Source organism: Catellatospora bangladeshensis (assembly GCF_016862575.1).
Taxonomy (GTDB): Bacteria; Actinomycetota; Actinomycetes; order Mycobacteriales; family Micromonosporaceae; genus Catellatospora; species Catellatospora bangladeshensis.
Map to the genome: position 1 here is coordinate 1 of NZ_BONF01000009.1, position 19,383 is coordinate 19,383.

The 19,383-nt window shown below is 73.1% G+C and carries 21 protein-coding genes and 2 pseudogenes; 15 read left to right on the forward strand and 8 right to left on the reverse strand.

Going from position 1 to position 19,383, the window contains the following annotated elements; translation table 11 throughout:
* Nucleotides 1-176: 176 nt before the first annotated feature.
* The 3 genes from Cba03nite_RS07195 to Cba03nite_RS07205 all read left to right on the forward strand — a co-directional run bounded on the left by Cba03nite_RS07195 (nucleotide 177) and on the right by Cba03nite_RS07205 (nucleotide 2,389).
* The gene (locus Cba03nite_RS07195) at nucleotides 177-518 is read left to right on the forward strand and encodes a DUF952 domain-containing protein (RefSeq protein WP_203743362.1); all 342 of its coding nucleotides are present in this window, start codon (nucleotides 177-179) and stop codon (nucleotides 516-518) included.
* 66 nt (nucleotides 519-584) lie between these two features.
* On the forward strand, nucleotides 585-1,787 hold the full coding sequence (locus Cba03nite_RS07200) for an alpha/beta hydrolase family protein (protein ID WP_203743364.1): 1,203 nt from the start codon (nucleotides 585-587) through the stop codon (nucleotides 1,785-1,787).
* 92 nt (nucleotides 1,788-1,879) lie between these two features.
* Nucleotides 1,880-2,389 (forward strand): YflT domain-containing protein, encoded by a 510-nt coding sequence (locus Cba03nite_RS07205; protein ID WP_346112039.1) that lies wholly within the window; start codon nucleotides 1,880-1,882, stop codon nucleotides 2,387-2,389.
* Between the two features lie 49 nt (nucleotides 2,390-2,438).
* Here Cba03nite_RS07205 and Cba03nite_RS07210 read toward each other — a convergent pair whose 3' ends face one another.
* A complete protein-coding gene (locus tag Cba03nite_RS07210; protein WP_203743366.1) occupies nucleotides 2,439-3,722 on the reverse strand; it encodes a vWA domain-containing protein in 1,284 nt (427 codons plus the stop codon).
* Nucleotides 3,723-3,827: 105 nt separating this feature from the next.
* Between Cba03nite_RS07210 and Cba03nite_RS07215 the strand changes: the two genes are divergently transcribed.
* The 3 genes and pseudogenes from Cba03nite_RS07215 (at nucleotide 3,828) to Cba03nite_RS07225 (ending at nucleotide 5,076) form a co-directional block, all read left to right on the forward strand.
* Nucleotides 3,828-4,043: a hypervirulence associated TUDOR domain-containing protein gene (locus Cba03nite_RS07215; protein WP_203743369.1), complete on the forward strand. Its 216-nt coding sequence runs from the start codon at nucleotides 3,828-3,830 to the stop codon at nucleotides 4,041-4,043.
* Nucleotides 4,033-4,362 (forward strand): annotated as a pseudogene (locus tag Cba03nite_RS07220) (DUF3140 domain-containing protein); the annotation flags it as partial. The gene Cba03nite_RS07215 and the pseudogene Cba03nite_RS07220, both read left to right, overlap by 11 nt.
* A 30-nt stretch (nucleotides 4,363-4,392) precedes the next feature.
* On the forward strand, nucleotides 4,393-5,076 hold the full coding sequence (locus Cba03nite_RS07225) for a DUF998 domain-containing protein (RefSeq protein WP_203743371.1): 684 nt from the start codon (nucleotides 4,393-4,395) through the stop codon (nucleotides 5,074-5,076).
* Nucleotides 5,077-5,092: 16 nt separating this feature from the next.
* Here Cba03nite_RS07225 and Cba03nite_RS07230 read toward each other — a convergent pair whose 3' ends face one another.
* Both Cba03nite_RS07230 and Cba03nite_RS07235 read right to left on the reverse strand, forming a co-directional pair.
* Nucleotides 5,093-6,229, reverse strand: coding sequence for a lysylphosphatidylglycerol synthase transmembrane domain-containing protein (locus Cba03nite_RS07230; protein WP_203743373.1), 1,137 nt, complete (start codon nucleotides 6,227-6,229; stop codon nucleotides 5,093-5,095).
* A 73-nt stretch (nucleotides 6,230-6,302) separates the two neighbouring features.
* Complete coding sequence (locus tag Cba03nite_RS07235; RefSeq protein WP_203743375.1) at nucleotides 6,303-6,896, reverse strand: TetR/AcrR family transcriptional regulator; 594 nt, start codon at nucleotides 6,894-6,896, stop codon at nucleotides 6,303-6,305.
* An 85-nt stretch (nucleotides 6,897-6,981) separates the two neighbouring features.
* Between Cba03nite_RS07235 and Cba03nite_RS07240 the strand changes: the two are divergent.
* The 5 genes and pseudogenes from Cba03nite_RS07240 to Cba03nite_RS07260 form a co-directional block, all read left to right on the forward strand.
* Nucleotides 6,982-8,547: pseudogene (locus tag Cba03nite_RS07240) on the forward strand (MDR family MFS transporter); the annotation flags it as partial.
* A gap of 692 nt (nucleotides 8,548-9,239) precedes the next feature.
* Nucleotides 9,240-9,740, forward strand: coding sequence for a universal stress protein (locus tag Cba03nite_RS07245; RefSeq protein ID WP_239125535.1), 501 nt, complete (start codon nucleotides 9,240-9,242; stop codon nucleotides 9,738-9,740).
* A gap of 76 nt (nucleotides 9,741-9,816) precedes the next feature.
* Entirely contained in the window at nucleotides 9,817-11,016 is a 1,200-nt protein-coding gene (locus Cba03nite_RS07250) for a cytochrome P450 (RefSeq protein WP_203743379.1), read from the forward strand.
* Nucleotides 11,013-11,240 (forward strand): ferredoxin, encoded by a 228-nt coding sequence (locus Cba03nite_RS07255; protein WP_239125536.1) that lies wholly within the window; start codon nucleotides 11,013-11,015, stop codon nucleotides 11,238-11,240. The genes Cba03nite_RS07250 and Cba03nite_RS07255 overlap by 4 nt, the downstream gene beginning before the upstream one ends.
* Nucleotides 11,237-12,646: a sugar porter family MFS transporter gene (locus Cba03nite_RS07260; RefSeq protein ID WP_203743381.1), complete on the forward strand. Its 1,410-nt coding sequence runs from the start codon at nucleotides 11,237-11,239 to the stop codon at nucleotides 12,644-12,646. Before Cba03nite_RS07255 ends, Cba03nite_RS07260 begins: the two co-directional genes overlap by 4 nt.
* A gap of 9 nt (nucleotides 12,647-12,655) precedes the next feature.
* On the opposite strand, the gene Cba03nite_RS07265 is transcribed toward Cba03nite_RS07260, so the two are convergent.
* A complete protein-coding gene (locus tag Cba03nite_RS07265) occupies nucleotides 12,656-13,423 on the reverse strand; it encodes a hypothetical protein (protein WP_203743383.1) in 768 nt (255 codons plus the stop codon).
* A 114-nt stretch (nucleotides 13,424-13,537) separates the two neighbouring features.
* On the opposite strand from Cba03nite_RS07265, the gene Cba03nite_RS07270 reads away from it, so the two are divergent.
* Nucleotides 13,538-13,675: a hypothetical protein gene (locus tag Cba03nite_RS07270; RefSeq protein WP_203743385.1), complete on the forward strand. Its 138-nt coding sequence runs from the start codon at nucleotides 13,538-13,540 to the stop codon at nucleotides 13,673-13,675.
* Here Cba03nite_RS07270 and Cba03nite_RS07275 read toward each other — a convergent pair.
* Nucleotides 13,656-13,997: a hypothetical protein gene (locus tag Cba03nite_RS07275; RefSeq protein WP_203743387.1), complete on the reverse strand. Its 342-nt coding sequence runs from the start codon at nucleotides 13,995-13,997 to the stop codon at nucleotides 13,656-13,658. The two genes, Cba03nite_RS07270 and Cba03nite_RS07275, sit on opposite strands and share 20 nt — an antisense overlap.
* Nucleotides 13,998-14,000: 3 nt before the next feature.
* Between Cba03nite_RS07275 and Cba03nite_RS07280 the strand changes: the two genes are divergently transcribed.
* Both Cba03nite_RS07280 and Cba03nite_RS07285 read left to right on the forward strand, forming a co-directional pair.
* Entirely contained in the window at nucleotides 14,001-14,957 is a 957-nt protein-coding gene (locus Cba03nite_RS07280) for a hypothetical protein (protein ID WP_239125537.1), read from the forward strand.
* A 14-nt stretch (nucleotides 14,958-14,971) separates the two neighbouring features.
* A complete protein-coding gene (locus Cba03nite_RS07285) occupies nucleotides 14,972-15,463 on the forward strand; it encodes an SRPBCC family protein (RefSeq protein WP_203743389.1) in 492 nt (163 codons plus the stop codon).
* Nucleotides 15,464-15,517: 54 nt separating this feature from the next.
* On the opposite strand, the gene Cba03nite_RS07290 is transcribed toward Cba03nite_RS07285, so the two are convergent.
* The 3 genes from Cba03nite_RS07290 to Cba03nite_RS07300 all read right to left on the reverse strand — a co-directional run bounded on the left by Cba03nite_RS07290 (nucleotide 15,518) and on the right by Cba03nite_RS07300 (nucleotide 18,822).
* Nucleotides 15,518-17,530 (reverse strand): PQQ-dependent sugar dehydrogenase, encoded by a 2,013-nt coding sequence (locus Cba03nite_RS07290; RefSeq protein ID WP_203743391.1) that lies wholly within the window; start codon nucleotides 17,528-17,530, stop codon nucleotides 15,518-15,520.
* Between the two features lie 211 nt (nucleotides 17,531-17,741).
* Nucleotides 17,742-18,335 carry a histidine phosphatase family protein gene (locus Cba03nite_RS07295; RefSeq protein ID WP_203743393.1) on the reverse strand — a complete coding sequence of 198 codons (594 nt, stop codon included), beginning with the start codon at nucleotides 18,333-18,335 and terminating at the stop codon, nucleotides 17,742-17,744.
* Nucleotides 18,336-18,387: 52 nt separating this feature from the next.
* The gene (locus tag Cba03nite_RS07300; protein WP_203743395.1) at nucleotides 18,388-18,822 is read right to left on the reverse strand and encodes an NUDIX hydrolase; all 435 of its coding nucleotides are present in this window, start codon (nucleotides 18,820-18,822) and stop codon (nucleotides 18,388-18,390) included.
* An 81-nt stretch (nucleotides 18,823-18,903) separates the two neighbouring features.
* Here Cba03nite_RS07300 and Cba03nite_RS07305 point away from each other — a divergent pair, with 81 nt between their 5' ends.
* A complete protein-coding gene (locus tag Cba03nite_RS07305; RefSeq protein WP_203743397.1) occupies nucleotides 18,904-19,383 on the forward strand; it encodes a hypothetical protein in 480 nt (159 codons plus the stop codon).

Here is a 19,383-nt window from a genome sequence, read left to right on the forward strand (position 1 = left end):
CGGGGAGGTCACCTACTGACCGCCGCGGTGTGACGCGTCGGTTGCGATGATCGCCGTCTCGTGTCAGAAAGTGTGGTCAGACCAGACTTTTTGACACGAGACGGCGATCTTGAGGGTTGTGGCGCGCGTGGCGAGGGTGGGCGGTGGCGGGGGAGCGGGCCTGAGATAGTGGGCCGGTGGTGATTTACAAGATCCTGCTGCCGTCCGAGTGGGCGGAGTTCCAGGCAAAGGGCGAGTTCGCCGGGTCGGCGCACGATCTGCGCGACGGGTTCGTCCACCTGTCCACCCGCGACCAGGTGGCCGAGACCGCGCGGCGGGTGTTCGCGGCCGAGCCGGAGCTGGTCGTGGCGGCCGTGGACACTGACGCGGTGGCGCCGTGGCTGCGCTGGGAGGAGTCGGCGAGCCGGGGCGCGAGCTTCCCGCACGTGTACGCGCCGCTGCCGCTCAGCGCCGTGGGCGAGGTGTACCGCGTCCCGGGCGTGACGGAGATCGACGCGGCCCTGCCGCCCGCGGGCTGACCGCGCTCGCCCGATTCGGGCACGCGCCGCTGCTCGCTGTGCTGGGGTGGAGGCGGGGGTGGCGCCATGCGGCAGCTGTTCGACGATCCGCTGTTCCAGACGTTCGCCGAGCGGGCGCTGATGACGGCGACCCGCGGCGGGGCCGAGTACGGCGAGGTCGCCGCGATCGCCGCGCAGATCGGACCGGGTGACGTCGACGGCTGGCACCGGGCCTGGAGCGGGTACGCCGAGCAGGTGTTCGGCTGGGCCGAGCAGAGCCGGGCGGCCGGGCACCGGGTGAGCGCGCGGGAGGCGTACCTGCGCGCGTCCACGTACTTCCGGGCCTCGTTCACGCCGCTGTTCGGCGAGCCGGTGGATGCCCGGCTGACCGTCGCGTTCGCGCGCGAGCAGGAGGCGTTCGACAGGTTCGCCGCGCTGGCGAGCCGGCCGGTGCAGCCGGTGCGGGTGCCGTACGAGCACACGTCCCTGCCCGGCTACTTCTGCCGGGTCGACGACACCGACCGGGTGCGCCCGACCCTGATCGCGGTCAACGGCTACGACTCCAGCGTGCACGAGATGTACTGGTCGCACACGATCCCGGCGCTGCGGCGCGGATACCACTGCCTGCTTGTCGACGGCCCCGGGCAGGGCGGGGCGCTGATCGAGCAGCAGCTGCGGCTGCGGCCGGACTGGGCGGAGGTGCTGCGCCCGATCGTGGACTTCGCGCTGGCCCGGCCGGGGGTCGACGGCGACCGGCTCGCGGTGATGGGCTGGAGCCTGGGCGGCTACCTGGCCCCGCGCGGGGTGAGCGGCGAGCCGCGGGTGGCCGCGCTGGTCGCCGACCCCGGCATGTGGGACACCGCCGGCACGGTCAGCAGGATGCTGCCGGAGCCGCTGCGGGACAGGTTCCCGGACGTGGACCCGGCGGAGCTGGAGCCGCTGCTGCAGGAGGCCGTGCAGGACCCGATGACCCGCTGGAAGCTCCAGCAGCGCGGCCTGTGGGTGCACGGCCTGCCGACGCTCGGCGCTCTCGTCGTGGACCTGGGCCGCCGCTACCGCCTGTCGGACGTCGCGGACCGGATCGCCTGCCCGACGCTGCTGACAGCGGCCGAGGGCGATCCGCTGGCCGGCGGCGCGCAGTCGCTCTATGACGCGCTGACCTGCCCGAAGACGCTCGTCCGGTTCACCGCGGCGGAGGGCGCGCAGGGGCACTGCGAAGGCTGGAACCGGTCGCGCTTCGACCAGCGGGTCTTCGACTGGCTCGACGAGGTCCTGCGGCAGCGTCCGTGACGGCGTACCGGGCGCTTTCCGGCGAATCGGCACGTCGCGGGGACGATCGCGCGATGATCGGGGCGAACATCCGTGACGAGCAAGGGGGCGGCATGACCACACCAGGGGATCGGGGACAGGGTGTCCCCATCCAGCCGGTGGACCCGACCCGCGCGATGGTGACCGTCGCGACGTACCCGGAGTACGCCGACGCGCAGCGGGCGATGGACTTCCTGTCGGACAACAACTTCCCGGTCGAGCACAGCGCGATCGTCGGCACCAACCTGCGCATGGTCGAGCAGGTGCTGGGCCGCATGACGACGGGCAAGGCCACGCTCTACGGCATCGGCGCCGGGGCCTGGTTCGGCCTGTTCATCGGCCTGCTGTTCGCGATCTTCGTGCCGCGGGCCTGGCTGACCATGATCCTGACCGCGGTGCTGATCGGCGCGATCTGGGGTGCCATCTTCGGCGCGATCGCGCACGCGATGACCCGGGGCAAGCGCGACTTCACGGCCGCGCGGTCGCTGCAGGCGAGCGAGTACGGCATCAGCGTCAGCGCGCAGTACGCCGAGCAGGCGCAGCAGCTGCTGGCCAGGCTCAGCGCGCAGCCGCTGACCACCTGACCGGACGGGCCGCGGGCCGGGCTCCCACGGGAGACCCGGCCCGCCCCGGTCACCGGCGCTCGTCGCTCGGCGGCAGCGCCCGGCCCCGGCTGCGGGACTTGTACGACGCGTCCGCCGACGAGTACTTCGCGGCGCGCGCGATGCTGCCCTGCTCGGTCTGCTCGGCCAGGTAGGTCAGCGAGGAGACCTCCTCGGCGAGGTCGGCCTGCAGGTGGACCGGGGCGGCCTCCATCGCGTCCAGCACGCTGTCGCGCGCGTGGCGGATCTCGGCGAGCGCCGCGCCGGGCTCGTTCGCGCTCAGGTGCCGGGAGGCCCGCCGCTTGGCCTGCTGGACCCGCAGGTACATCAGCTCGGTGCGGACCGCCGGGTCGGTGATGCGGCCGGCCGCCTGGTCGCCGGGCACCACGTTCACGTGCAGCGGCACGGTCACCGTGTGCTGGGTGAGGCCCGGCAGCTCGACCCAGGTGAACTCGCAGGTGGCGACCTCGGCCAGGCCGAGCGCGGGGATCGCCGGGATGTCGAAGGTCAGCAGGATCTTGCGGGTCTCCTCGGCGTAGAAGCTGCCCAGCTCGGCCAGCACCGCGTCGCCGGTGGTGGTGACCGGCAGGTCGTTGATCACCTGCACCCCGCGCACCTGCGGCGCGACCTTGATCAGCAGTGAGGCGGCCTGCGCGGTCTGCGCGAGCAGCCCGCCGACCTCGCCCGCGATGAGCGCCCCGGCGGTGTCGGCCTCCTCGGCGAACAGCTCGTTGCCGTTGCCGCCGCGCGCGATCGCCGCGAGCAGCCGCTCGTCGTAGCCGAGGCCGAAGCCCAGCGTCGAGGACGTGACGCGCTCCGCGTACGCCTTCGCGGCGACGCCGCCGAGCTGCTCCGGGTCGGTGACTCCGGCGTTGGCGTGCCCGTCGGAGACCAGCAGCACGGTCGCCCCGCCCGCGCCCGCCACCCGCCTGGCCTCCTGCAGGCCGCGCAGGTATCCGGCGGACAGGTCGGTGCCGCCGCGCGCGTGCAGGTCGGCGATCGCCCGCTTGACCGCGGCCTTGTCCTTCAGCGGTCCGGCCGGGACGGTCACCTCGACCTGGTTGTTGAACGCGACCAGCCCGAAGTGGTCCGCCGGGTCCAGCCGGTCGATCAGGCCGAGCAGCGCGGTCTTGGCGCCCTCGATGCGGTCGCCGTGCATGGAGCCGCTGCGGTCGAGCACCACCTGCAAGGTGGACGGCGGCCGCGGCCCACCGGACGCGGGTGCGGGCGGGGCGGTGAGTTCGATGAGCACCGACAGCTGGTCGTCGGTCTCGACGGCGATGACATCGACATCCAGGTGCGCGGACAGGTGCAAGGCGATCTCCTTCGGACACGGTGGGCACGACAGTAGGCAATGGTGTCGACCAGCCCCGACATCCGGACGTTTGCGCAGGTCCCGGGTTGGATACTCACCCGGGTCATGGGTAAGAAGGCGTTCCGCAAGGGTGAGAAGGTGACCTGGCGCAGCCACGGGCAGACCGTGCACGGCGAGGTCGAGGAGAAGATCACCGAACGCACCGAGGAGGCCGGCCGCACCGTCGCCGCCTCGGCCGACGACCCGCAGTACCGCGTCACGAGCGACAAGTCCGGCCGCGACGCGGTGCACAAGCCGGAGGCGCTGCGCCGTGAGCGATGAGGAACGGGACCAGACATACCGGGAGTTCGGTGACGCGGTGAACATGACCGCGTCCGAGCTGGAGAAGTGGCTGGACACCGACGAGTCGCGGGCGGTCGGGCAGAAGTCCGGCGGCGGCGAGTCCACCGGGCACGCCTCGGGGCGGCGGATCGTGACACTGCTGCGTACCCGCAAGGCGGAGCTGTCCGGCGCGGACCTGGCCCACATGCGCAAGGTCGTCGGCTACGTGCACCGGCACCTCGCGCAGCGTCCCGGCGGCGACGTCACCGGCACACCGTGGCGCTACTCGCTGATGAACTGGGGCCACGACCCGCTCAGGTGAGCCCGCGGCCGGTGGGATGATCGAGCCATGCCGTCCACCGCGCTCGCCCGACCGCTCGCCGCCGCCGGAACCGCGGCCGTCCTGCTCGGCATCCTGGCCGTCGGCGCGCTGCACGTGCTGCCGCCGACCGCCGAGATCAGCCCGGTCCGGCGCACCATCAGCGAGTACGCCCTGCACGAGACCGCCTGGGTGTTCAACCTCGGGGTGCTCGTGCTGGCGCTCGGGTCGCTGGCGGTGTCGGCCGCGCTCGCGTACGCGGGCCAGCTCCGCATCGCCTCCGTCGCGGGCCTCGGCCTGCTGCTGTGGTCGCTGGGCCTGGCCGCGGTCGTCTACTTCCCGAAGCACGACTGGGCGGTCGGCCCGTCGCTGGACGGGCACCTGCACCGCGTCGCCAGCCTGGTCGCGTTCCTGAGCCTGCCGGTCGGCGCGCTGCTGGTCGTGCTCGCCTGGCGCCGTGACGCCCGCCGCCGCGCCGACGTGTGGCTGACCGCGCTGCCCGCGCTCGCGGCCCTGGCCATGTTCGGCGTGATCATCGGCGCGTTCCTGCTCCAGCCGTACACCGGCGTCGCCTGGTGGCGGGCCATCCCGCTGGGCGCGGTCGAGCGCGGCCTGGCCGTCTTCGAGGTGCTGACCGTGCTCGCCCTGGGCCGCTGGGCCTGGCGCGCCGCCACCGACGAAAGGAAGGGCGCCTTCTTAACGGACGTCCGTTAAGAAGGTGCCCTTCCTTTCAGGTGGCCGCGAGTGGGGCGGGGGTGGCGCGGCGCAGGAAGGCCCACGTGGTCAGGCCGACCGGGATGATCAGCCAGCAGGACAGCAGCCGGTATCCGATGACGACGGCGGTGGCCGTCACCTCGTCCGCGCCTGCCGTGGTCAGCGCGGTGAGCAGGCTCGCCTCGATGACGCCGAGGCCGCCGGGGCTGATCGGGATCTGGCGGACCAGCTGGACCACGACGTAGATCGTGCCGAGCTGGAGCAGGTCGAGCGGCAGCTGGAACGCCTGCGCCACGGCGGCCAGGCAGGCCAGGTCGGCGGCCCAGTTCGCGGCGGCGTAGCCGAGCGCGCCGAGGCGGTCGCGGGCCGGGATGGTGGTGGAGACCGCGACCACGTTGGCCAGCTGCTCGCCGAGCCGGGCGAGCCGGTGCCGCAGCCGGGTGACCGGCCGGTCGCCGTCCGCCAGCGCACGGGTGCGGTCGGCGGCCCTCGCGGCGCAGTTCCCGCTGGTACGCGTGGCGCCGGTGCGGTGCCGGATCCGCCGCCGGACCGCCAGCGCCGCGATCGAGGTGGCGGTCGCCAGGGTGAGCGCCGCGGCGGCCGGGTGCGTCTGCGCGGCCGTGGCGGGGGAGGACAGCAGCACGATCAGGAAGCCGGCCAGGTAGAGCAGGGCCAGCGCGGCGAACGTGGACAGGTTGGACAGCAGCACGACGGCCGTGGCGGAATCGCGGTCGGCGCCCCAGCGCCGGTAGGACTGGTAGCCGAACGCGGCCGACAGGGCCGAGCCCGCGGGCAGGCTGCTGGCGATGGCCGAGCGGCTGTAGGTCACGGCCAGCGCGCTGCGCAGCGACACGGCGGTGCCGACGCCGCGCAGGAGCCGCACCTGCTGGCGGGCGAACATCGACAGCGACACCCACTCGGCGGCCAGTGCGATGCCCAGCCAGGTCAGGTCACCGCCGGTGAGCACGGGCCAGATCTCGTCCGGGCCGGGCACGCGGTCGCGGATGGTGAGCAGGGCCAGCAGGATCACCGCGACCGGGAGCAGCCGCCGCAGCCAGCGCTGCCAGCCCGGCCGGGCGCGGGCCGCGGGGGGCTCGTCGTCCGTGCCACGGGGGGTGTCGAGGAGGTCCTCGGCCGGCGGGGGCTGGCTCACGTTCTGTGACCATACCGGCCCGGTGATCGTTGTCGAGTGGCTCGTAATGTTGCCCACAGCGCGGCCCGGCCGCCTAGGCGAAGCGCTCGGCGGCGCGGTCCAGCCCGGCGCGGACGGCCTCGCCGAGCGAGGCGCCGCCGGGCTGCTCGGCCCACAGGCCGGTGGCCGTGCGCATGGTCACCAGGAACACCGCGGCCATGACCCGGGAGCGCATCGGCTCGTCGCGATGGCCGGGATCGCGGGCGGCGATCTCGGCCGCCAGCTCCAGCTCCAGCGCGTTCTGCGCGGCGGTCTGCTGGGCGAGCAGCGCCGGGTGGCGGCGCAGCAGCCGGACCTGGGCCAGCCAGTTCGGGTCGACCTCGCCGATGGCGGCGTGGTGCGCGGCGGTCGCCTCGGTCAGCGCCTGCCATGGCGGCTCGGTGAGGGGGCGGGCGCGCAGGCGCTCCAGCAGGCGGGTCACCCGGACCCGGTCGCCGTGCAGGAGGGCGTCCTCCTTGTTGGCGAAGTAGTTGGAGAACGTGCGCCGCGACACGCCCGCCTCGTCGGCCACGGCGTCGACGGTCACCGCGTCCAGGCCGCGTTCCAGGGCCAGCCGCAGGGTCGCCTCGTGCAGCGCCTGCCGGGTGGCTTCCTTCTTGCGCTCGCGCAGCGTCGTCGTCGCTTCCACGAGCAGGAGACGATACCGGCGATGTGACGCATTGCCCAATGGGCAACTTTGCACACTGCGCAAAATCAGTGTCATGCTGGTCGGCATGAGCGCCACCCCCCACGCCCCCCGCCACGCCCGCATGGGCCACCGCGAGATCCTGGAGTCCCTCAGCGGCCTCCTGCTCGTGCTGTTCGTGGCCATGATCAGCTCGACCATCGTGTCGACCGCGCTGCCGCGCATCCTCGGCGAGCTGAACGGCACGCAGACGCAGTACACCTGGGTCGTCACCGCCACCCTGCTCGCGGCGACCGCCACCACCCCGGTCTGGGGCCGCCTGGCGGACATGTTCGACAAGAAGCTGCTGGTCCTCGCCGCGATCACGATCTTCGTGGTGGGCTCGCTGCTCAGCGGCTTCGCGCAGAACGCCGGGCAGATCATCGGCGCGCGGGCGGTGCAGGGCATCGGCGTGGGCGGCCTGCAGGCCCTGGTCCAGATCGTGATCGCGGCGATGATCCCGCCCCGCGAGCGCGGCCGGTACAACGGCTACCTGGGCGGCGTCATGGCCGTGGCGACCCTGGCCGGGCCGCTGCTGGGCGGCCTCATCGTGGACACCTCCTGGCTCGGCTGGCGCTGGTGCTTCTTCGTCGGCGTGCCCATCGCGCTGCTCGCCTTCGGCCTGCTCTGGTTCACCCTCGACCTGCCGCGCACCGCGCGGGTCAAGGGAAAGATCGACTACCTGGGCGCGATCCTCATCGCGGCCGGGGTGAGCACGCTGCTCATCTGGGTCTCGTTCGTCGACAACTCGTTCGGCTGGGCATCCTGGCAGACCGCGGCGATGGTCGGCGGCTCGCTGGCCCTGCTCGGCCTGGCCGTGCTGGTCGAGCGCCGCGCCGAGCACCCGGTGGTGCCGCTGAACGTGATCAAGCAGCGCATCCCCGCGCTGGCCATCCTCGCCAGCCTCGCGGTCGGCATGGCCATGTTCGGCGGCTCGGTGTTCCTCGGCCAGTACTTCCAGATCGGCCGCGGCTACAGCCCCACCGAGGCGGGCCTGCTCACCATGCCGATGATGCTCGGCGTGCTGATCTCCTCGACCGTCTCCGGCCGGATGGTGAGCAAGTCCGGCCAGATCAAGCCGTACATCGTCACCGGCACGATCGTGCTGGTCGCAGGCTTCCTCGGGCTCTCCTTCATCGACCACGCCACGCCGCTCACCGCCATCGGCGCGGGCATGCTGCTGGTCGGCGTCGGCGTCGGCATGACCATGCAGAACCTGGTGCTCGCCGTGCAGAACACCGCCGCCATGAAGGACCTCGGCGCGGCCACCGGCTCGGTGACCTTCTTCCGCTCCCTCGGCGGCACGATCGGCGTGTCGGTGCTCGGCGCGGTGCTGGCCAACCGGGTCCAGACGCTCATCGTCGAGCACCTGGCCGCGGCCGGGCTGCCCGTCTCGGGCGGCAGCGGCGGCGGCTCGCTGAACCTCAACGCCCTCCTGCCGGTCGCGCAGCAGATCGTGCGCGAGGCGTACGGCGACGCCACCGGGCACATCTTCCTCATCTCCGCCGCCATCGGCGTGGTCGGCGTCATCGCGTCGATCCTGCTCCCGAAGATCACCCTGCGCTCCAGCTTCGAGGCCGCGCCCGCCGCCGCTCCGGTGTCGCCCGCTCCGGCGGGTGCCCCCACGGGTCTGTCCGCCCTGACGGGCGCGGTGGGCGTGGTGCCGCCCGTCCCGGCGGCTTCCGGCGCGCCGGCCGGGCCTGCGCCTGCCGACCTGCCCGGCCGTGCGGTGCCGGTGGGCGCTGGCGGTGCGATGATCGCGCCGGTGGGAGTCGCTGCGGCGCTCACCGCGCCGGTGGCCGCGGCAGGGGCGACGCCCGTCGCCGCGGTGAGTGAATCTTGTGCACTTGGTGCTGCTGGAGCAGCACGAACTGCACAAGATCTGCCGGGCGATGCGGCTGCCGACGCCGCCGCATCGGAAGAGGTGCCCGCGCCGCTGCCCGTCCTCGCCGACGGCGCCGTGCCGGCGCAGGCCCTCGCGGACGCGATCTCCCTGACCCCGGCCGCCGGCTCTCTTGCGGCCTCGCCGGACGTCGACGACGCTCCCGCGAAGGCGTCCCGCGCCGAGGTCACTCCCGCGGCGCTGATCTACGCGGAGGTCGCCCGGTCCAAGACGGCGATCGCGGCCGACACCATGACCGTGGTCTCGGACGCTCCGGTGACCGTCGTGGCGAAGGCACCGGTCACCCTGGTGCTGCACGCGTCGGGTACCGTCCTGGCCCACTCGCCCGCCACGGCGTTCGCCACCCTGACGGGCGAGCCCGCCGCGGCCGGGAACTGACGGTCACCGAAGGCGGAGGCGTACCCGTGGACATTCCGCAGCAGCGCGCCGGGGTCGAGCACTACGGCCCGGCCGCGGCGCGCTGCGAGTTCGAGCGCGGCACCGACGGCCCCCGGCTGATCATGGTGGGCGTGGACGGCAGCCCCACCTCCGAGCGCGCGGCCTCGTACGCGGCCGGCCTGGCCCGCCGCCAGCGCAGCCGCCTGGCCGTGGTGTTCGTGGGGACGACCACGAGCCTGGTCGGCGCGCTCTACGGCCAGGCCGCGGCGGCCGCCGCCGACACCAACGACGAGCTGGCCGAGGTGCTGCGCGCGGCGGCGAAGCAGGGCGCCGAGGAGATGGGCGTGCCGATCACGTTCATCGTCCGGCGCGGTGACCCGTACACCGAGCTGCGCGACACCGCCGACCAGCTCAAGGCCGACATGCTCGTGGTCGGCGCTTCGGCCCAGGCCGGCCACCGCATCATCGGCTCCGTCGCCACCCGCCTCGTCAAGCAGGGCCGCTGGCCCGTGGTCGTGGTCCCCTGAGCCCTGTCCGGCAGAACCCGGCGATATCCGACAAAGCCTTGTAATTTGGGAAGGAGTCGCGCCTAGGGGGTCTGTGATGACCGGCATGCTGGAGACGAACGTCCCGTCCTACCCGTTCGGCAACGACGGGCTCGATCCGCTGCTGCCGCACTTCGCCGAGAACGGCGACGGCGTCGGGCAGGTGCGGCTGCCCACCGGCCAGCTGGCGTTCCTGTTCACCCGGCACGACCACATCCGCGAGCTGCTGCGCAGCCCCGACTTCTCCAGCGACTTCACCCGGCCGGGCTTCCCGCTGATCCGCCCGCTGGCCGAGGACATGCCGCGCCCGGACGGTTCGCTGATCCGGATGGACCCGCCCGAGCACACGAAGTTCCGGCGGCTGCTCACGCCCGAGTTCATGATCAAGAATATGCGGCCGCTGGAGCCGCTGATCCGGCAGACCGTCGTCGACGCCATCGAACGGCTGCGGGCCGCCGGGCAACCGGCCGACCTCGTCGAGCACTTCGCGCTGCCCGTGCCGTCGATGGTCATCTGCCACCTGCTCGGCGTGCCGTACGCCGACCACGACTACTTCCAGGAGTGCAGCCGCACGCTGCTGGCCTGGAAGACGCCGCCCGAGCAGGCCCGCGCCGCGATCGAGGACCTGCGGGCATACCTCGCCGGGCTGGTCGACAAGCGGATGCGCGAACCCGGCGACGACCTCATCAGCCGGCTCGCGACCGAGCGGCTCGCCACCGGTGAGCTGACCGTCGACGAGCTGGTCGGGCTGTCCACGCTGCTGCTCATCGCCGGGCACGAGACGACCTCGAACATGCTCGGGCTGAGCACGATGGTGCTGCTCCAGCACCCCGACCAGCTGCGGCAGCTGCGCGAGCGGCCCGAGCTGGTGGACGACACCGTCGAGGAGCTGCTGCGTTACCTGACCATCGTGCGCACCGGGCTGACCCGCGTCGCGGTCAACGACACCGTGGTCGGCGGCCATGCCCTGAAGGCCGGGGACGGGGTGATCGCGCTGCTGTCGGCGGCCAACCGGGACTCCGACGTGTTCCGGGAGGGGGAGGAGTTCGACCTGCACCGGGGCTCGCACCAGCACATGGCGTTCGGGTTCGGCATCCACCAGTGCATCGGGCAGCCGCTGGCGCGGGCCGAGCTGCGGATCGCGCTCGGGGAGCTGTTCACCCGGCTGCCGGCGCTGGCGCTGGCCGTGGACCCGGCCGACGTCGAGTACCGCGACGCGGTGGTGTTCGGCGTGCAGCGGCTGCCGGTGACCTGGTGACCGACGGGCTGCGGGTCGTCGTGGACCGCGACGCGTGCTGCGGGTCGGGCAACTGCGTGCGCACCGCGCCCGAGGTGTTCGACCAGGACGACGCCGAGGGGCTGGTCGTGCTGCGCCAGCCGGAGCCGCCGGAGCGGCTGCACGGGGCGGTGCGGGAGGCGGCGTACAACTGCCCGGCCGGTGCCATCGAGGTGGTCGAGCAGCGTCCGGGTGGTGCGGCTTGACCACGATCACCCCGTCCCGGCGCAGGTCGCCGTGGCTGTTCTTCGTCGGCGCCGTGGTGATGCTCGCCGGTCTGCTGTTCGGCTACGACCAGGGCGTCATCGGCGGCGCGCTGCACGGCATCGAGGACACGTTCCACCCCAGCACGCTCGTCGTCGAGATCATCACGAGCTGGGTGACGCTGGGCGCGCTGGTCGGCGCGCTGGTCGCGGGCTCGATGACGGAGCGGCTCGGCCGCCGCTGGAGCATCATCTGGGCGGCGATCCTGTTCACCATCGGGGCCCTGGTGGAGGCGCTGGCCCCGAACACCGGCGTCATGATCGTCGGCAGGCTCGTGGTCGGCTTCGGGGTGGGCGTCGCGTCGATGGCGGCGCCGCTCTACGCGGCGGAGATGGCCCCGGCGCGGCTGCGCGGCCGCTTCGTGTCGATGTACCAGCTCGCCATCACCTTCGGCATCCTCATCGCCGACATCGTCGACCAGGTGCTGTCCTCGGGCAGCCAGTGGCGGCTCATGCTGGGGCTGTCCGTGCTGCCGTCCATCCTGCTGGTGCTGGCCATGTTCCCGCTGCCCGACTCGGCGACGTGGTATCTCAAGGCGGGCCGGCGCGACGACGCCGCGGGCGCGCTGCGCAAGGTCCGGCCGGGCGAGGATGTGCAGGCGGACCTCGACGGCATCGCCGCCAGCCTCGGCGAGTCGCAGGCGACGTGGCGGGAGGTGTTCGCGGCGAGGTGGCGGGCGCCGCTGGTCGTCGGCATCGGACTCGCCGTGTTCCAGCAGCTGACCGGGGTGAACGCGGTCATCTACTACTCGGACAAGATCTTCGCCGCGGCGGGCTTCAGCACCCCCGCCCAGCAGACGGCCGCCACGACCTGGTCCATCGGCGTGGTCAACGTGGTCGCGACGTTCATCGCGATCGCGTTCGTGGACCGGCTCGGCCGCCGGCCGCTGCTGTTCGCCGGCCTGATCGGCATGGGCCTCGCGCTGCTGGTGATGGCGGCCTGCTTCCGCTACCTGGAGCAGCCCACCACCGCCACCGCGCCGCCGAGCCACAGCCCCAGCGACGCCGGGGTCATCCTGCTGGTCGCCATGGTCGTGTTCATCGCCAGCTTCGCGTTCTCGCTCGGGCCCGTGGTGTGGACCGTGATCAACGAGATCTATCCCGCCGCGGTGCGCGGCCGGGGCGTCGCGATCGCCACGGCCGCCAACTGGGGCGCCGCCTGGCTGGTGACACGGTTCTTCCTCACCCTGGTCGACGCGATCGGGCAGTCGGCCACGTTCGTGCTGTTCGCCGTGGTCTGCGCGATCACCTACGTGTTCGTGTGGCGGCGGCTGCCGGAGACCCGCGGGCGCACTCTGGAGCAGATCCAGCAGATGTGGGTCGACCGCGACCCGGCGCAGGCGCGCTGAGCCGCGTGATCAAGCCCAGGGCAGGCGCAGCGCCTCCAGTTCCGGGTCGGCGAGCACCCGCTCGACGAGCCCGGCCGGTCCGCTGATCTTCGTGCCCCACAGGTCCCAGTCGGACCAGGTCACCCACGACCGGTCCACCGGCCACAGATTCGCGGGCGAGCCGCTGCCCAGCTCGTGGTCGTACAGCTCGGCCGCGTGCCCCAGCACTCCCGCGAGCACGTGCCCGCGCTGGTCGACGGCCGCCCCGGGGGCGATGTACGCCAGCACCGGAGTGTCCGGACCCGACCAGGCCACCAGCAGCTCCAGCAGCCGCACCCAGCCCTCCCGGTCCAGCGACCCCTCGCCGGGCGGCTCGATGCTGGCGGGCCAGCTCGCGTCCGGATGCGACCCGGGCAGGCTGCGGAAACTCGGCTTGGTGCCGGGCGTCACCATGGGCTCGTCCGTGCGCGCGGCCAGTTCCGCCCAGCGCAGCCGCCGCCAGCCCGGCCCCGGGTGCTGGGACCGGCCCAGCGCGCCGCCGGTGTCGACCACGCCCCACTCGTCGAGGTTGATCCCGCCCAGCAGTTCCGGCTCGACCAGGTCCGCGTCGAGCAGGCTCTCGCGGACCTGCTGGTGGGTGGTCTCGGTGGGGCCGGACTCCCACTCGTACATCGCGTGCAGGATCCACGCCGCGTCCGGCCGGGGCCCGGGGTCGTAGCCGGTCCACTCGCCCTCCGGGCACAGCTCGGCCAGCCAGCCGGTCTCGTCGAGGTGCGTCTCGCGCCACCCGTCGCTCATGGTTCATGACATCACAGGATCGCCCCGCGGTGCGGGCGCCGTGCGCGGCGGACGGCCGATATGGACGGCCGTTCGGCCGAGGGACGCACCGGCGAAGATCGGGATACTGGACCGATGCCGAGAATTCTCGCCGACGCCGCCCCGCCGCCGGAGACGCTGGGACTGGGCGCCGCGCTGCTGTGCGTCTGCGTGATCGCCGTGGTGGCCGCGATCGTCCTGGTCGTCGTGCTGGTCAAGCGCTCGCGTAAATGAGCCCCGCGGTGACCGAGGCCGCGTTCGCCAGCACTGCGAGCACGGCCAGCAGCGGGTCGCGCCGCCGCAGCCACCAGGCCAGCAGCGCCGCCTCGGCCGCGCACACGGCGACCTCCGCGAAGAGCATGATCAGCGGGTACGCCGACCGCCCCGTCCACGGCCCGAGCAGCCACCACAGCAGCGGATGGGTCACCAGGTTCACGCCCAGCGCGCACCACAGCGCCGTACGCGGGCGCACGAGCCAGCCGCTATGCAGCGCGACGGCGTACACCGGGATCTCGACGGCCAGCGTCAGCGCGAGCGCGGCCGGATAGGGGAACACCGCATGACCGTAGCGACCCTGCCCACCCCGCGCACCCCCGCGCCGCCGCGCGCGGCCCTGCTCGCGCTCGGGTTCGCCGCCTGCGCGGCTGCCGCGCTCGCCGCCGCCCTGCGGGCCCCGCTGGCCACGACGGTGCTCGGGCTGATCGCGTTCGGGGTGCTGCACAACGTCCTGGAGCTGCGCTACGTGGCCGGGCGGTTCGCGCACGTGCTGACCGGGCGGCTGCTGTGGACCGCGCTGGCCCTGGTCACCGCGATCGTGGGCTGCCGCCTGCTGGCGCTGCGGGTGCCGGAGATCGTGCTCTGCTACGGCGTGCTGGCCGCCGGGCTGTGGCACGCGCTGCCCCGGCGCTGGCTCGCCCCGGCGCTGGCCGGGCTGGCGGTCGCGGCCGCGGTGTCGCTGAGCTGGCCGGCGTACCACTTCGTGGTTTTGGCCCATCTGCACAACGTGGTGCCGCTGTTCTTCCTCTGGGAGTGGTCGCGGCGGCTGCCGGGCCGCGAGCGGGCCGTGTTCCGCGCCGCGCAGCTCGGCTGGGTGCTGGTCGTGCCCGCGCTGCTGCTGGCCGGGGTGTTCGACCCGCTGCTGGCCGACGGCTCGGCGGCCGTGGTCGCGTTCGCGGGGACCCCGGAGTCGCTGTCCGCGCCGGTCACCCCACCGGGCCTGGCCGCCGGGCTGCGTTTCCTGGCCGTGTTCGCGTTCCTGCAGGCGATGCACTACGTGGTGTGGCTCGGGTTCCTGCCCCGCTACGCGCCGGACGCGGCGGCGGCGTTCGAGCAGCGGGTGCCGTGGCTGTCCGGCTGGCGGCCGTGGGCGCTGGGCGCGGGTGCCGCGCTGGTGCTCGGGGTGCTGTTCCTGGCCGACTACGGCCAGGGCCGCACGCTCTACCAGGCGTTCGCCAGCTACCACGCGTACCTGGAGTTCCCGGTGCTGCTCGCGCTGCTGTTCGGGGTGCGCCGGTAGGGCAGGATGGGCCGATGCCCGTCGTGGAGGCCGTCGCCGTCGTGCCCGTCCCGCCGGAGGTCGCGTTCGCCGTGTCGCAGACCACCGGCGAGATCCGCTACCGCTGGGACCCGTTCGTACGCCGCCAGCAGCTGCTCGACGGCGCGACCCGGCCCGGCAAGGGGGTGCGCACGTTCACCCGGTCCCGGCACGGGCTGTCCATGGTCAGCGAGTACGTCTCCTACGCCCCGCCGACGAACGTGGGCATGAAGATGGTCCGCGGCCCGTGGTTCTTCGAGATGATGGCGGGCGGCTGGCGCTTCGCCCCGGCGCCCGAGCCAGGCCACGCCGTCGCCACCTGGCGCTACCACTTCCGGACCAGGCCCGCGCTGATCAGGCCGCTCGCGGACCGGATCGGGGTATGGCTGCTCGGCCGCGACATCCGCCGCCGCATCCAGGGCTTCGCCCGCGGCTGCCAGGACCCGGCCGTGCTCGCCGCCGTGGCCGCCGACCGGCCCGGCCGGTGACCGGGACGCCCGCCACGCCGCTGCGGCAGCGCGGAGGCGTCCCGATCGTCCGGATCAGCCGAGCGCGACGTGCAGGATGCGCTCGTTGCTGTTGTTCGGCACGCTGTCCTTGTCGCCGGTGTTCGACGTGGTCAGCCAGAGGCCGCCGCTCGGTGACGGCTCGACGGTGCGCAGCCGCCCGTACGTGCCGACGAAGTACGACTGCACGTTCGTCAGGCTCGTCCCGCTGATCACACCCCGGTACAGGCGGGTGCCGCGCAGGCAGGCGACGTACAGCGCGTCCCGCACGATCGCGATGCCGCTGCACGAGCCCTCGGAGGTCGGGTAGGTGCGCTTGGGCGCGATGAACCCGGCCGTGCCGCAGGTGCCCGTGGTGCCCTCGCAGGCGGGCCAGCCGTAGTTGCCGCCCCGCTCGATCAGGTTCGTCTCGTCCATCACCGAGTTGCCGAACTCCTGCTCCCACAGGCGGCCCTGGGCGTCGAAGGCCAGGCCCTGCGGGTTGCGGTGGCCGTAACTCCAGACCAGGTTGCCGAACGGGTTGTCGGCCGGGACGCTCCCGTCCGGGTTCAGCCGCAGGATCTTGCCTTCCAGACGCGTGCGATCCTGCGCCCAGTTGCCGTTCTGCGCGTCGCCCGTGGCGGCGTAGAGCTTGCCGTCGGGGCCGAACCGCAGCCGCCCGCCGTCGTGGTACTTGTTCCGCCCGATGCCGCTGACCAGCACCGCGAGGCTCGCGGTGTCGAGCCGGTCGTTCACCACGCGCAGCCGCACGATGCGGTTGTCGGTGGGGGAGGTGTGCATGACGTACAGCCACGGGTTGCTCGCGAAGTCGGGCGCGACCGCGATGCCGAGCAGCCCGCCCTCGCCGTCGGTGCTCTGCGCGTTGGGGATCGTGCCGAGCGTGGTCTTCGCGCCCGTCGTGGGGTTGAGCCGGATGACGTCGTGGGCGTCGCGGCGGGAGTAGAGGATCGACCCGTCGGGCAGCGTGGCCAGGCCCCACGGGATGTCGTTGTCGGTGGTGACCTGGGTGACCGTGCAGACGGTGCAGCCGCCGGTGGTGGTGACGGTCGCGGTGTTGCTGCTCGGCGAGGTGTTGCCCGCCGCGTCGCGTGCGATCACGTGGTACTGGTACGTGGTGCTCGCCGCCAGGCCGCTGTCGATGAACGTGGTCGCGGGCGGGTTGCCGCTGACCGTGCCGACGGCCGTGCCGTTGCGGTACACGTCGTAGGCGCGTACCCCCACGTTGTCGGTCGCGGCGGTCCACTGCAGCGTGACGGTGGTGCCCGTGGCCGCGCCGGTCAGCTGTGCCGGGGCGGTGGGCGGCGTCGTGTCGACCTGGCACTGCGGCGGGGTGATGGTCACCGTGCTGCTGGCCTGCGACACGTTCCCGGCCGCGTCGCGGGCGTTGACGTAGAGGCCCCAGGTCGCGCCCGGCACGACGGTCAGGTTCGCCGACAGCGTGCTGCCGCTGACGGACGTCATCTGCTGCCCGTCGTGGTAGACGTCGTAGAACGCCACGCCGACGTTGTCCGTGGACGCGTTCCAGGCGAAGGTGACCGAGTTGCAGGTCAGGTTGCTGGTGCGAGGGCTGCCGGGCACCGTCGGCGGCTGGGTGTCGGCCGGTGCCGGTGACGACGGGGCGGCGGAGGACGGCGTGACGGAGCCGGTGCAGGTGACGCCGTTCATGGTGAACACGGTGGGGACCGGGTTGCTGCCGGACCAGCTGCCGTTGAAGCCGAACGCGGTGCTCGCGCCGGTGGCCAGCGCCCCGTTGTAGGCGGCGTTGCCGACGGTCACCTGCGCGCCGGACTGGGTGAACGTGCCGTTCCACAGCTGGGTGACGCGCTGCCCGGCGCCGAACGACCAGCCCACCTGCCAGGAGCCGACCGGGTCGCCGAGGTTGGTGAGGCTGACGTTGGCGCCGAAGCCGCCGGTCCACTGGCTCGACACGGTATAGGTGACGCGGCAGCCGGGAGCGGCCTGCGCGGCACTGACGGCGGCCACGGCACCGGCCGTGGCCAGGATGACGGCGGACAGCAGCACGGCCGTCCGCCTTCTCGCTGAGGTCATCGGAAGGTCTCCATGCGGTCGTGACGCCGTGCGGGCGGCGCCCGCGGCCGACGTCAGGGACAGTGACGTCCGAGGGAGGGGCGGAGCACGAGCGCGCGAACGGCCGGCATCGGCCGCGTATGCCCTGAACACGCTCGGCGTGTGGCGAAGACTCCCGATTGGAGACTAAACGTACGAAAGCCGCCGCACAAGGCGACGAGCTTCGTCGATGTCAGACGTGCAGGGCCGGGGGCACGCCGGTCCAGCGCACCGGCTCGGGCAGGTGCGACACGTCGTTGAAGGTCAGCAGCGCGGGCGGGCGGCCGTCACGGTAGGCGAGCACCGTCACCCCGCAGTTCTGCTGGTTGATGCCGATCCATCGGGCGGGCGGGGCGTCCAGCGCCTGCCGGACCAGCCACGCGATCAGGAAGTTGTGCGTGACCACCAGCTCGCGCGTGTCCTGCTCGGCCGGGCGGGCGAACCGCTGCTCGGCCGCCGCCGCCAGGGCCGCGCCCTCGGCGACCTCCTGCTCGGTGTACCCGTCCAGGAAGGAGGCGTACGCCGGGGCCAGCTCCTCCCGCGCGGGCCGGTGCGGCACGTAGTCCCCGGCCAGCGCCGACTCCGCGACGGGCACGCCGGGCAGGTGCGCTGCGATGATCCCGGCGGTCTGCGCCGCGCGAGTCACCGGGCTGTGCCACAGGCCGCTGAACGGCACCCCGGCCAGCCGCTGCCCGGTCAGCCGGGCCTGCTCCCGTCCCGCCTCGGTCAGCGGGCCGTCCTCGGCCGCCTCGCCGTGCCGGACCAGATACAGCAGCCGGTTCGCCATCGTCGTCCTCCCGCCGGGCCGACGATGATCGTAAGCGAACCGGCGCGTCCGCTCAGCCCCGTGCGGCGAGCCGCGCGTACTCGTCAGAGGCGAGGAACTGCGCCAGCGCCACCGCCGTACCGGGGGTGAACTCGCGGCCGTCGAGGATCTCGCCGGCCGGCACGAAGATGATCGCGGCGCCCTCGCCGACCACCACGTCGTCCTGCACCGCGCTGGTCGGGCCGTAGAAGTAGTGCTTGAGCCGGTTCGTCGCGGGCAGCGGCTGGGACAGGAACAGCCGCAGCGGCTCCTCCGGCCGCAGCGCCGTCTCCTCCAGCAGCTCGCGCGGCGCGGCCTCGGCCGGCGTCTCACCGGGCTCGACGTGCCCGCCGGGCAGGCCCCAGATGTTCGGGTAGTGCGGGGCGTGCTCGTCGCGCAGCTGCAGCAGCAGCCGGCCGGTGCGGTCGACGAGCATCACCGCGGCGAGTTCCACTGGGGCGTCGGTCATCGGGCCAGCGTAAGCCACCTCCGGCCCGGCTTGACGGACCCTGCCACAGTGATGGGCCACACCGGCACGGGGAGAGGGCAGATGGCGGCAGGACGGCTGAGATCACGTGACGTGGCGCTGGGCGCGGCGTTCCTGGGGCTGGCGGCGAGCTCGCTGGCCTGCGGGTTCGGGCCGGAGCCGCCGGACGAGCCGTACTACCAGCCCAACTACGGCTCCGGTGGATACACCGACCCCGGTTACGTGGCACCGCCAGCCGACCCCGTCGTCACCGAGGAGACGTACGTCTTCTACTGCGTGGACGAGACCGAGCTGATCGTCGACCCGGACAACTGCGACGCCGACCTCGCCCTGGACGAGAACTGGCCGTACTTCCTGGCGTTCGCCACCTTCTACGGGCGCAACCTGCGGGTCGGCACGCGGCTGCCGAAGGGCGGCGACATGTTCAGCGCCGCCGACACCGAGTCCCGGCTCGGCTGGGGCCTGCCGTCGCGGATCACCAACGGCAGCACGGTGCGCTCCGGCATCGTCGGGGGCACCCACACCGGCACCGTGGGCAGCTGA